At 60.6% G+C, this 11,815-nt stretch carries 10 protein-coding genes and 1 tRNA gene; 8 read left to right on the top strand and 3 right to left on the bottom strand.

Features of this window, described 5'->3' with window-relative positions:
• The first annotated feature begins 134 nt into the window (after positions 1–134).
• The 4 genes from GRI40_RS06040 (at position 135) to GRI40_RS06025 (ending at position 3,423) form a co-directional block, all read left to right on the top strand.
• On the top strand, positions 135–1,289 hold the full coding sequence (locus GRI40_RS06040) for a site-specific integrase (RefSeq protein WP_160610508.1): 1,155 nt from the start codon (positions 135–137) through the stop codon (positions 1,287–1,289).
• 32 nt (positions 1,290–1,321) lie between these two features.
• Positions 1,322–1,726 carry a hypothetical protein gene (locus GRI40_RS06035; protein ID WP_160610507.1) on the top strand — a complete coding sequence of 135 codons (405 nt, stop codon included), beginning with the start codon at positions 1,322–1,324 and terminating at the stop codon, positions 1,724–1,726.
• Positions 1,727–2,026: 300 nt separating this feature from the next.
• Positions 2,027–2,932, top strand: coding sequence for an alpha/beta fold hydrolase (locus GRI40_RS06030; protein WP_160610506.1), 906 nt, complete (start codon positions 2,027–2,029; stop codon positions 2,930–2,932).
• Positions 2,929–3,423 carry a hotdog fold thioesterase gene (locus GRI40_RS06025; RefSeq protein ID WP_160610505.1) on the top strand — a complete coding sequence of 165 codons (495 nt, stop codon included), beginning with the start codon at positions 2,929–2,931 and terminating at the stop codon, positions 3,421–3,423. The genes GRI40_RS06030 and GRI40_RS06025 overlap by 4 nt, the downstream gene beginning before the upstream one ends.
• Here GRI40_RS06025 and GRI40_RS06020 read toward each other — a convergent pair.
• The 3 genes from GRI40_RS06020 to GRI40_RS06010 are packed head-to-tail and all read right to left on the bottom strand — an operon-like array spanning position 3,353 to position 7,519.
• Entirely contained in the window at positions 3,353–4,813 is a 1,461-nt protein-coding gene (locus GRI40_RS06020; protein WP_160610504.1) for an efflux transporter outer membrane subunit, read from the bottom strand. The genes GRI40_RS06025 and GRI40_RS06020 overlap by 71 nt on opposite strands.
• 10 nt (positions 4,814–4,823) lie before the next feature.
• Entirely contained in the window at positions 4,824–6,383 is a 1,560-nt protein-coding gene (locus GRI40_RS06015; protein WP_160610503.1) for an MDR family MFS transporter, read from the bottom strand.
• A gap of 8 nt (positions 6,384–6,391) precedes the next feature.
• The gene (locus GRI40_RS06010) at positions 6,392–7,519 is read right to left on the bottom strand and encodes an HlyD family secretion protein (RefSeq protein ID WP_160610502.1); all 1,128 of its coding nucleotides are present in this window, start codon (positions 7,517–7,519) and stop codon (positions 6,392–6,394) included.
• A 125-nt stretch (positions 7,520–7,644) separates the two neighbouring features.
• Between GRI40_RS06010 and GRI40_RS06005 the strand changes: the two genes are divergently transcribed.
• From GRI40_RS06005 to GRI40_RS05990, 4 genes are all read left to right on the top strand, one after another.
• Positions 7,645–8,136 carry a MarR family winged helix-turn-helix transcriptional regulator gene (locus GRI40_RS06005; protein ID WP_160610501.1) on the top strand — a complete coding sequence of 164 codons (492 nt, stop codon included), beginning with the start codon at positions 7,645–7,647 and terminating at the stop codon, positions 8,134–8,136.
• Positions 8,137–8,140: 4 nt separating this feature from the next.
• Positions 8,141–9,727, top strand: a complete 1,587-nt coding sequence (locus GRI40_RS06000) for an ABC1 kinase family protein (RefSeq protein ID WP_160611453.1) — start codon at positions 8,141–8,143, stop codon at positions 9,725–9,727.
• Between the two features lie 462 nt (positions 9,728–10,189).
• Positions 10,190–10,260, top strand: a tRNA-Ser gene (locus GRI40_RS05995).
• 379 nt (positions 10,261–10,639) lie between these two features.
• Complete coding sequence (locus GRI40_RS05990; RefSeq protein WP_160610500.1) at positions 10,640–11,815, top strand: NnrS family protein; 1,176 nt, start codon at positions 10,640–10,642, stop codon at positions 11,813–11,815.

The following is an 11,815-nucleotide window of genomic DNA, read 5'->3' as shown; positions in this document are numbered from 1 at the left end:
GGCAGCCATCGGCCGGATTGCCTTTCCACTAAGCTCACGGCCCGTCGGGCCATCCACCGGCCCTGGACTCCGCCCGCGGCCACGCGGCGATCCTGTGTTCGGCATCAACCCCACACAAACAAAGGAAATTCGAAATGCCCAAAGTTAAACTAGACCACGCTTTCTGCCTGACCGCCCAGTGCGAGCCGGGCAAAAAGCGCACCGATTACTACGACCTGTCGACGACCGGCTTCACGCTGGCCTGCCACCAGTCGGGCTACAAGAGCTATGAGTTCAGGTACCAGGATGCTTACGGGAAGCTCAAGCAACGACGTATAGCGCCTTACGGCGATGTGAGCTTCTCCGAGGCGCAGAAGATCGCCAAGAAGTGGCGAGCCGAGGTCATCATGGGCGGCGATCCGGCAGCTCAGAAGGCTGAGAAGAAGGCGGTGCCGACCTACGCCGATCTCGCGGCCATGCACCTTGAGTATGCCCAGCTGCACCTTCGGCGGCCGGAGAACGTCGAACGGGTGATCCGCGTGCACCTGTTACCTCGTTTTGCCCGCGAGCGAGCCGACGCGATCTCCACGCAGGATATCGCCAAGTGGCTGGCGGAGAAACGCAAGGCGGGCTTGGCACCGGCGACCGTGGAGAAGCTCAAGGTAACGCTGGGCCGCTCGTTCCAGCTGGCCGTCAAGCGTGGCTTGGTTGCGGCGAATCCGGTGCAGGGTATCCCACGAGAACGCTTCAACAACGTGCGCGATCGGTACCTGACCCCCGCCGAGGCTGCCCGGCTCATATCGGCGGCGGAGCAGTCAAAGAACCCGCAGCTCGCGAACCTCATCACGCTGTTTTTGCTAACCGGATTGAGAAAGCGCGAACTGTTGGACGCGCGCTGGGAGCACGTCGATCACGGGCGTCAGTCGCTGTTCCTGCCTATGACCAAGAACGGCAGCGGCCGGCACGTGCCCCTGTCCCGGGCGGCTCTAGACGTCATCGATCGGCTGCCCCGCTTCGACAACTGCCCTTGGCTCGTTCCTAACCCGGCCACGAGGAAGCCGTACACCGACCTGAAGCATCCCTTCGACACCGCGCGAAGACTGGCGGGGTTGCCTGATATAACGCCTCACAGCCTAAGGCATTCGGCGGCCAGCTTTATGGTGAATGCCGGAGTCGATTTATTCGCCGTTGGAAAAATACTCGGGCACAAGAATGTAGCGTCAAGCCAACGCTATAGTCACCTCGCCAATTCTACTTTGATGGCGGCGGTTGAGGCCGGCGCGGCCAAAATGAACGGCAACAACTCATAATCTAACCGCACGGGCCAGTTTGAAGCTGGTTCGTGGGGTTTTTTTCGTTTTCGTATTTTTTTTGGGAGTCACCACACATGCGCAACATCGAGCAATCCATCCGATGGGTCACTATTTCGAACTGGCATACCGCCCGCCTGGTCGGGCTTTCCAAGGCGACCGGCCTGATCCGCGCCCGCCTGCGCGGAGAAACGATGTTCCTCGGGCACGCGGCCAAAGGCGGCATCGGGCCGCGCCTATCGGCCTACCGAAGCCCGAAGGGCACAGGCCAGCGGCACCACGCCGGCCAGATGCTTTACAAGCACCGGGCTGAAATCCAGATGCAGATCACTGTGATCGACGGGCCGGCGGAAGCAATCTTGCAGATGCTGGCGGCAATGCTCGACGAGCGTAGTCCGCCATGGAACGTGCCGAACGGCCATCATCGATCTATCTGATGATTCCTGACGCTCCTAACCACCTCGCTCGGGCGTCCTGTTGCCGGACCCGGGCGAGGGCACAATCGGCGAGTCCTGGGCCGGAAGCGGAAAGGCAGCTTTTATATCTTTGAGCGGATTAAGCGGACAGCGACTGCTGACCGAATCGCAAGCCGGTGCATTAGACAATGATCTGGAGAAACCCCTCTTGGTATAGACCTTTGCCGTCGTTAAAACGCCCTTGCAGGACAGCCAACACGGAGCCGAGAGCCACAAACTAAATCGGTTTACTATTTAGCGCGCCTTTCCTACCATCCAGAGATGGCGAGAGAAACCTTTACGATTGAGGGCGCAGGCGCGATTTCTCTTACAGCCGAGGCTGAGGGGGATGCCTACGCCATACCCGTCCTTCTTGCGCACGGCGGCGGGCAGACACGGCGCGCGTGGAGAAGGGTGGTCAGCGAGCTGGCTCAAGCCGGCTTTCGCGCAATCGCCTTCGACATGCGCGGTCACGGAGACAGCGATTGGTCTCCATGCGGAGCTTATGAAATGCGCGACTTCGCGGCGGATCTGGTCGCTGCAGCGTCGCGCCTGGACCAGAAGCCAGCGCTGGTCGGCGCTTCACTGGGCGGGCTCGCCGGACTGATTGCCGCAGGGGAGCTTGCTCCAGGTAGCTTTGCTTCACTCACATTGGTCGACATTGCCCCGCGCATGGAGCCTAGCGGTGTGATGCGCGTGGTTGGTTTCATGGAAGAGCATGTCGATAGCGGCTTCGCCTCACCAGAGGAGGCGGCCGACGTGATCGCTCGCTACATGCCGCATAGTCCCAGGCGGGGCGCGAGCGAAGGTCTGAAAAACTATCTGAGGCAGAAGCCGGATGGGCGCTTCTATTGGCACTGGGACCCTGTGTTTATCCGTAATATAATGTCAGCCAGACAAGGCGACCCAGACAGCCAAGAACGTCAATCGGCAATGCTGAGCCAAGCTGCGGCGAATCTCACGCTTCCGCTTCACCTCATCCGAGGCGGCTCTAGCGATCTTGTTTCCGAAGAGGCCGTTTTGCATCTGCGACAACTCGTCCCCCATGCAGAATACACCGATATTGCCGATGCCACGCACATGGTCGTGGGCGATGCGAACGATGCCTTTTCCGCCGCTATCGTCGATTTCCTAGGGCGCCATCACTCTCGCGATACGGCTCAGCCACAGGGGACGAGGGAGCTATGATCGATCGAGAGAGCTTGCAGGAAATGCTGCATATAGCGCCGTTTCACCGATGGCTTGGGCTGGAGATTGCAACATGCTCCGACCAGGGAATCGCGATCACCATGCCATGGCGCGAAGAGATCGTGTCGAACCCTATGATTGGGTCGGCGCATGGAGGGATCCTGGCTTCACTGGTCGACCTCACCGGGCTTTATACTCTGCTTGCGGCGGGCGTCGCGGCGAGAGCGACGGCCGATCTGCATGTCAATTACCACCGTTCTGCAACCTCAGGACCTCTCACTGCTCACGGACAGATCGTGAAGCTCGGGCGACAGATTTCGGTGGCGGAAACCCGGGTTCTCGAGCCCGACGGCAAGTTGGTCGCCAGCGGCAGGGGCGCCTACTTCTCGTCAACCGGATCACTTGATCAGCGCGGCGGGACTATTGATCTCGAACAGGCTCTTGCCACCCAAGGCCCAGCGACTTCTGCAGCGCGATCCACGCCAGCGTAAGGGCACCTTTTGCCCGGACGAGGTCTGCTGAGGCCTGCTGCTGTTCTCGCAGGGCCCGGTTGAGGTCAGCCTTCGAGATCGCTCCTGCGGCAAAACGTTGGCGGTTCAGGTCCGCCGCGCCGTCAGCCTGCTTCTTGATTTGCATACTGGCAGCGAGCGCCACACGCTGCTGGCCGAAGCGAGCCAAGGCACGTTCGGCGTCTTGCAGTGCCAGAAGCACCGTCTGCTGGTAATTGGCGACTGCTTCGTTGCGCGCCGCCCCGGCTTGGTCGATCGCAGCGTCTACCCTGCCGAAATCCAGAAAATTCCACTGGAGGCGTGGGATCGCGAGTGCGGAGAAATCGCCGACATCGACAACGTCGTCCAACGAGGATCCGCCGAGGCCCAGGATCCCCGTGAAGGACAATTTCGGGAACCGCGCCGCCTCGGCCACCCCGATCCGCGCCGTCGACGCGGCAAGAGACCGTTCGGCCGCCCTTATGTCAGGCCGACGCGCCACCAGGCTTGCCGGATCGCCGATCGCGACCTGCTCTGGCGGCATGGGAATGGAATGCGCAGTCGTGAGCGCTGCATCAACTGATCCCGGCACCTGTCCGGTCAGTATAGCGAGTGCATCAGACAGGACTGCGATATCCGCTTCAGCTTCGGCAAGTTGTGACTTGAGCATCTCCAGTTCGGCATTCGCGGTGCCTACCGGGAAAAGCGGCAATGCACCGCGCTGATAGCGTTGGTATGTCAGCGCCAGGATCTCTTCCTGCAACGAAATCTGCGCCTCAAATTGCTCTGCGCGGAATTGGGCCTCCCGCAAATTGACGTAGGTGCTGGCCACTTGGGCAGTCAACTGGACCTTTGCGTCCTCTGCGTTGGCCACCGTTGCAGCAGCTTGGGCATTGCTGGCCTCAATGCGCCTGCGCGAGCCACCGGCGAACTCCAGCTCCCAGTTCGCGTTAAGGCCCACATTGTAAAAGCTGAGCGAGTCATCGGTTTCTGCGTCGGAATTGGTTTGCTCTGACGGGGGGGGCGCCCCGCCTTGAAGGTCGAGACCAGGAAGCCGGCCCTGCACGGTGGTGGCCTGTGCCCCAAGCGATGGCATTCGACTCGCACGGTCTTGCCTGATGGATGCCCGTGCCTGGGCAATGCGCGCCTGCGCTGCGGCGAGCGAGGGGTTGCCGGACAGCGCAGCCTCCACCAGCCGCGTCAACTCGGGATCGCCGAGCAGCAGCCACCATTGAGCGACAACCAAATCAGATGCGCTCACATCACTGCCAGCGCGCACAAAGCGATCGCCGGTGTCTGCTGACAGAACTTCCGGGGGGCCTGCATAATCGGGCCCTGCCGTGCATCCAGCTAGCAAGGCGATGGTGACAAGCGGTGGTAGCAAGTGGCGCATAATCTCGGGCTCAGTGCATCGAAAGGGAGACATTTTTCGGGAGCGGCTTGAGGAACAGGGCAAGCGGGACCGTCGCGAGTGTGAGAAGTCCCATCACCAGAAAGACGTCATTGTAGGTCATGATGAACGCTTCGCGCTGGAGAGTGCCGCCGAGTGCCGCCATCGCTCGTTCCATATCGCCCAGGCTTCGCGCCAGTCCGTCGAGATAGGTCTGCAGCGAAACGCTGTTCGCATTCAGCGTTTCTTCCATGCGCCTCGTATGGTGCCAAATTCGCTGGTCCTGGAACGAAGCGAGGGCCGAGAGGGCGAATGATCCGCCAAGATTGCGGGCCGCGTTGAAAATGCCCGAGGCATCGCCCGCGTCTTCCTTGGCCACCGACGCAACCGTTGCCTGGTTCAGGAACATCATCACAAGTACCATTCCGGCCCCGCGAATAAGCTGACTTTCAGTGAAGACAGCGCCGCCGGATTCGGCGGTCAGACTCGTGCTGACAAAGCAGCTGATCGCCATCAGCAGCATTCCGGTGCCGACGGCAATTCGGATGTCCACCTTGCGGATCATCACGGGCAGAACCGGCATCAGGAGAAAGGCCGGGACACCCATCCAGAAGATGACTAGTCCCGTCTGAAAAGCATTATAGTCAGAGATGATCGCCAGAAACTGCGGAATTACATAGGTCGAACCATACATCACCATGCCCAGGGCGAGCGCCATGATCGCGACGCTGGCGAACTGTCGATTGAGCAGAAGCCGAAGTTTCAAGACCGGCTTGCGCGCTTTCACTTGTCCGTAAATCAAACAGGCAAAGCCGATAATAGTCACCACCGTTAGCCAGCGAATGAGTGAGGACTCGAACCATTCCTCACGGTGCCCTTCCTCGAGTACAACAGTCAGACCGCCCAGTCCGAGGATCAGCCCGAGAATGCCAGCCCAATCGGCGTCCGTGAGATATTGCCACTTGGGCTTCTCGTGAGGCAGCCCGATAAACAGCAAGAGCAGCAGGATTGCGCAGACAGGCACATTGACGAAAAAGGCATAGTGCCAGCTCAGGTTCTCGGTCAGCCAGCCGCCGATCAATGGCCCCATCACGGGGCCAAGAACCACAGTCATGCCGAACAGGGCCATTCCGATTGGCTGTTGGTGCGGCGGCAATCGTTTAGCCACAATAGTCATTGCGGTCGGAATGAGGACTCCGCCCATGAAGCCCTGGCCCGTTCGGCCGATGATCATGGTCGTAAGGTCGGTGGCTACACCGCATAGCACAGAAAATGCGGTGAACGCGCTAACCGCGATGATGAGGAGGGTTCGCAGACCGAACAGCCGTTCCAGCCAAGCGCTCAGTGGAATGACGACAATCTCAGCAACGAGAAATGACGTAGCAATCCAGGTGCCTTCGGCGCCTGTGGCACCGATCTCGCCCTGAATGACGGGGAGTGCGGAATTGACGATTGATATGTCCAGCGTCGCGAGCATGGCGCCAAGCGCGCCCGCGGCCACAGCGACCCAGGCAGTCACGTCTGCGTTCTTTCGGCTCCCGGCCGGCCCGATCGAAGTGTCCTGCGCTGCCATTATCTCGGTCATTGAGTCCGACTCGAGATCTCTTCCAATTCGCCGGCAGCATTCCGGGTGTCGACCGTAGCCACTACCGACATCCCGGGAACGAGCAGACGCCGCACTTCAGGGGGAGCATCGATAGCGATGCGGACGGGTATCCGTTGAACGATCTTGGTAAAGTTGCCGGTGGCATTTTCGGGGGGGAGGATGGAAAATTCCGCGCCCGTTCCCGGCGATATGCTGTCCACTCGTCCCGCGATCTCAAGGTCTGGCAGGGCGTCAACTTCGAGCCTGACGCTCTGGCCGGCCCGGATGAGGCCGACCTGCGTTTCCTTGAAGTTTGCCGTCACGTAGATCGCCCTTACCGGAACCACCGTCATCAAACGTTGACCCGGTTGCACGAACTGGCCCACCCTCACCGAGAGATCGCCGACGCGGCCGGCCTTGCTGGCGCGCAGCAAGGTCGATTCAACCGTAAGGTCGGCTGTTTCCAGCTGAGCGCGAGCAGCGTCCGCCTGCGCCTGGGTCTGGTTGATCTGCTCGAACAGGGTCCCTCGGCGCGCGGTCGCGGCAGCCACCGCCGCCTGCGCGGCGACGAGTTCGGCCCGCGCTTGCCGCGCCTGCGCCTCATACTGGTCGAGCTTTTCCCGCGGTTCGGCTCCTGTCGCGGCAAGGGGCCGATATCGCGCCACCTGGTCGTTCGCGAGGTCCAGTGCTGCGCGCGCGGCGGCGAGTTGGCCCCGCGCCTGGCGAATGGCTGCATCCTGTTCGGCTACCTGAGAACGGATTGTGTCGGCACCGGCCAGGGTCGCAGCGATCTGTGCGCGCGCCTGTTGCGCTTGCGCCTGATAATCCCGCAGATCCAGTTGTACGAGGGCTCCGCCGCGAGCAACCTGCTCGTTCTCCCCCACGAAGACCTCTTCGACGTATCCCGCTACCTTGGAAGAGATAACGACGCTGTCGGCAGCGACATAGGCGTTATCGGTCGTCTGCATGTACTGTCCGTAGGTTACGTGCCGGTAGTACCACCAGATCCCGCCAAGCAGCACGGCAAGACCAACGATGATTAGCACGATGCGCAAGCCACGCCGCGATTGCGGTTTCGTTGGGGTTGTGCCCTCCTGCTCCGGTTGGTTGGAGTTATCGGTCATCTGACTCTTTCGGCAGCCTCAGTAAAAGGTGAACGCGTCTCGCGCCCTATGAGCCGTGAGTCAGATAGTAAAGGCATTTAGCAGTTTGCATTTGGGCATCCGAGGCTATCCGACTACACAGCGCTATGGATGAAAAACCAGATACCATGTCACGGTCTCAGCGTCGGCAGAAGGTCATCAACGATGATGACCGCATTCTCTATCTTATGGACGAGATCAGTCGCGGCGCGCGCAGAGTGTACGATGCGAGGGTCGCCAGGATCGGTCTCAATCAGACACAGTGGAGGATCATCGGACAACTTCTTCGCGATCCTGCCCTTACGCAGGCTGAAATCGCCAAGAAACTGGAACTGGAATCAGCGACCATCGGCCAGGTGGTTGCAGGTCTTTGCGCACGCGGGCTGATGAAAAGACTTCGAGCTGAGACGGATCGGCGAGCGTGGCAGCTCATCCTCACGGAGCAGCTTGACGATCTGCTGCCCGAACTGAGAGGCTCCGCGGATAGGCTTCATGATCTGCTTTGGCGCGACATTGCCGCCGACGAGAAGCGAACGTTGCAGCAGATTCTTGAAAGGGTATCGAAAAATCTGGACCAACTCCGGGCCGGGGCTGAGTAAAATCATGGCATCGCCCCCGGATAAGCCTATCGGCAGCATCGCTCGCGCCGCGGAGATCGGCCAAATCCTAATGAGGCACGGCGCGAAGAATCTCGCCGGAGCCCTCGGGTTTATTCCCTCTTCGAACAATGTCATCGACCCTCGCGAATTTCGCCCGGCCGCAGTTGTCGCGTTCCTTCGTGACATCGGGCCAGTTGGTATAAAGCTGGGGCAGCTCCTCGCCACCCGAAGCGATCTGTTTACCGAACACTGGATCACTGCATTCTCAACCCTGCACGATCAGGTGTCGCCAGTGCGCTTCGCAGATATCGAGCCCGTACTTGCTTCAAGCTGGGGTGAGGACTGGCGGAACGACTTTGCGGAATTCGACGAACAGCCTTTGGCGTCCGCCTCGATTGCACAGACCTATTCCGCCAAGCTGCGAGACGGTAGCGAGGTCATCGTGAAGGTTCGCCGCCCGGGCACCGCCGCGCGGATGGAAGCCGATGTGCGCCTCCTTATACGCCTTGCCGGGATCGTGGAAGCACGGTCGCCGGACATCGCGCGCTACCGGCCAGTCGAGTTTCTGCGGACCTTCGGCCGCAATCTTGCCTGGGAGATGGACCTCGCTGCGGAATCCCGAGCCTGCGAGCGGATCGGCGCATATCTCGAAACCATCGGCGTCAGGACCCCGGCCATTCATTGGGAACTGACCGGGCTGCGGGTGAACGTTCAGGAACGCCTGTACGGCAGGCCCGCGTCTTCGCTGGGCAGCCCATCGGGCGACCCGTGGGTGGCGGCCTTCGCTAAAAGCTATGCCAACGCTGTCCTGCGGATGATCATCCTGAACGGCGAATTTCACGGCGACCCCCATCCCGGTAACGTCTTCCTGATCGGCGAGCAGGATGTCGGCTTCATCGACTTCGGATCAGTCGGGACTCTCACCAAGACGAGGCGCGACGAGATCGTTCGGCTCGTGCTTGCGATCGCTGGCGAGGAAACGAGCGAAGTCGCGGATGTCCTGCTCGCATGGGCGGGGGCGCCGAAGGTGGATCGCGATGCGCTCGCGGTGGATCTCGATCATTTGATCGGAGAGTTCAGGGGGACCGTGCTTTCTGGAATCGAGTTCTCGCAAATTTTTTCCCGCGTTTTCGATCTTTTGCGGGATTATCAACTGGTCCTGCCACCCGATCTGGCTATCCTTCTGCGTACCTTGCTTACGGCAGAGGGTGTCGTCCGATCACTGGCACCCGACTATAACATTGCCGAGGACACCCGGCCGATCATGACGGAGCTTCTCGCCGAGCGGTTCTCGCTCGCTAGCGCTCGGTCGGGTTTGAAGAAACTTCGCGGTCAGCTGCTGGGGTTGTCGGCGTCCTTGCCCGACATACTTGCCACTGCGAACTCGATCGCAAAGTCAGGATATGTGCCGGTTCAGCTCGATCCGCTCAGTGTCGAGCAACTCGCAGGACTTCGCAATGAGCGTCAGTCCTTGAAAGGCCCTCTAGCTGCCGCATTGATCGTGGCTAGCGCATTGCTTGTCGATCAATCCTGGCTTCTGGCTGGCGGCGCGCTTGTGATTGCTGGGGTGGTGCTCATCCGAAAATCATAAGGAAGGAGCAATCTAATTCGTGCACGGTCACGTTACGGCAAAGCCGAGCTTAACGAGGATTTGATGCGCCTCACTTCAGCGACCAAAACGCATCGCGAAGAACATTTTCCGACCTACTGCGATTGAAGGCTTATTTTCCTCAATCAGACGAAACTTTGGAACGGCAGCTTTCAGGCTTGTCCTCGCCTGACTTTATGGCCGCTATGAGGGCGCGTAGCTGCCGCTATTATCAAGATGAACGAACGACAGCTTTTAGGCATTGGCTCGGGTCGCCGGAATGACCGACATGAGGGCGCTAAGCCGACTTTCGCCGGGCAGAGACCGGGTCAGTTCACCGTGACGTGTTGAGCTAAAGCGCTTTCATTAGGAAATGCCGAAAATCCGGACTTTCCTCCGGTTGGGTCATGTTTGGGTGGGGAAATGGCTACCAGCTGCCTTAGGCACGATCTTGTTGATATTTATGGCGTTTTACGCGGAGCTCTCTACCATTCGTAATGATGGGGTCACAGGTTCGAGTCCTGTAAGCGGCACCACCCACGGTCAAAAATGGGCACCGCGTTCGCATAGTTCACAGCCCCCGCATACAGGGCTTTCTCCTCGTCTGTGGTCATCGTTTTCGCCTCCAACCCGCGCACCAGCCCACGCGCCAATGTGCGTTAGAAATCCGGTTGAACGTCCGCAAGAGCTCCAAGGGAGGGGCCCGCTTGGCTCCCGCCAAGACCATGTAATCGTGGGGAGAAGACGGTAGGCGCACTACGGCTCGAACCTAGGACCCGCTGATTAAGAGCGGTTTGCGTTCCACATGTGTGCGCAGGCGTCCAAGTGGCTGCTTGAAATCGCGAAGGGCATGCCGTGGCTCTACAATATGATCTGGATCAACCGCTCGGAACCTTTCAAGACTAGGTTCCTCTCATGGGTTCAGCCTCATCCGCAATCTCGCCGACACTGCGCGGCGCTTTCCGACCATTTTTCCTGGGCGCGGCGCTGCTGGCGGTGGTGGCGCTACCTCTTTGGGCGGCGGTGTTCAGCGGTGCGAACGTGCCTGCTCCAGCTGGCGATGCGCTGGCGTGGCACCGGCACGAGATGATCTTCGGGTTCGCCGGCGCAGCGGTAATAGGCTTCATGCTGACTGCTATCGCCAATTGGACCGGCCGGAAGTTGCTGGCTGGCTGGTCTGTGGCCGCGCTCGCGGCGCTTTGGCTTGCTGTTCGCGTCGCGTTCCTTTTCGGCGAGCCGGGGATGGCGATGGTCGCAGAAGGGACCCTGTTCTTGGTTGTGGCCGGTTTTGCCGCGCGCGAAATAAATGCATCAGGCAATCGCAATATGCCGATCGCGTTGGCGGTGGCCCTCGTCGGTGCGGCAAGCGTTGCGGACCTGGCCGTGATCGCAAGGCTCATCGCGGATAATGACACCGGGTGGCGCGCCGGGCTGGCGTTGATCGCCGTGCTGATGAGCCTGATCGGCGGGCGGATCATCCCCGCCTTTACCCGGAACTGGCTGGTCAAAGTCGGCAAGGCCCCGCCGCATCCGGTCATGCCGACAAAGCCGGATCTGGTGATAGTGGCTGCCACGGCGCTGTTGCTAGGGTTATGGGCGTTCGGTGTCGCCCCGCCGCTGCTGGGCTGGGGCTTGATGGCGCTGGGTGCTGCCCATTTGTGGCGGCTGTCGCGGTGGCAGGGCTGGCGCACGCTGGCCGATCCGCTGGTGGCGGTGCTGCACCTGGCTTATCTGTGGCTGCCAGTCGCCCTGCTGTTGCTGGGGTCGGGGGTGATCGACCCGGCTCTGCCGCGTTCGGCCGGAGTGCACGCGCTGGGCGCCGGCGGTGCCGGGCTGTTGATCCTCGCCGTGATGAGCCGCGCAAGTCTGGGCCATACCGGCCGTCCGTTGGCTGCCGGGCCTATGCTCACGGCCGCTTATGCACTGGTACTTGTCGGCGCCGTGGTGCGGGTGATCGCCGCAGCCGGATATTGGGCCGGTATCGCGCCCATTCATTTGTCCGCGACCTTGTGGGCGGGCGGCTTTGCGCTGTTTCTTGTCCTCTACTGGCCCATTCTGACGCGCGCGCATATCAGCGACCCGGCCCGATGA

This window comes from Tsuneonella aeria, assembly GCF_009827495.1.
GTDB lineage: Bacteria > Pseudomonadota > Alphaproteobacteria > Sphingomonadales > Sphingomonadaceae > Tsuneonella > Tsuneonella aeria.
Note: the sequence above shows the minus strand (reverse complement) of the source record. Positions and strands in the feature narration are given on the sequence as shown.

Excerpts from the sequence above, each read along its gene's own strand:
- GRI40_RS06005 (WP_160610501.1), top strand. The coding sequence starts at position 7,645 with ATGGATGAAAAACCAGATACCATGTCACGGTCTCAGCGTCGGCAGAAG.
- GRI40_RS06020 (WP_160610504.1), bottom strand. The coding sequence starts at position 4,813 with ATGCGCCACTTGCTACCACCGCTTGTCACCATCGCCTTGCTAGCTGGA.
- GRI40_RS06000 (WP_160611453.1), top strand. The coding sequence starts at position 8,141 with ATGGCATCGCCCCCGGATAAGCCTATCGGCAGCATCGCTCGCGCCGCG.
- GRI40_RS06010 (WP_160610502.1), bottom strand. The coding sequence starts at position 7,519 with ATGACCGATAACTCCAACCAACCGGAGCAGGAGGGCACAACCCCAACG.
- GRI40_RS06015 (WP_160610503.1), bottom strand. The coding sequence starts at position 6,383 with ATGGCAGCGCAGGACACTTCGATCGGGCCGGCCGGGAGCCGAAAGAAC.
- GRI40_RS06025 (WP_160610505.1), top strand. The coding sequence starts at position 2,929 with ATGATCGATCGAGAGAGCTTGCAGGAAATGCTGCATATAGCGCCGTTT.
- GRI40_RS05990 (WP_160610500.1), top strand. The coding sequence starts at position 10,640 with ATGGGTTCAGCCTCATCCGCAATCTCGCCGACACTGCGCGGCGCTTTC.
- GRI40_RS06030 (WP_160610506.1), top strand. The coding sequence starts at position 2,027 with ATGGCGAGAGAAACCTTTACGATTGAGGGCGCAGGCGCGATTTCTCTT.
- GRI40_RS06040 (WP_160610508.1), top strand. The coding sequence starts at position 135 with ATGCCCAAAGTTAAACTAGACCACGCTTTCTGCCTGACCGCCCAGTGC.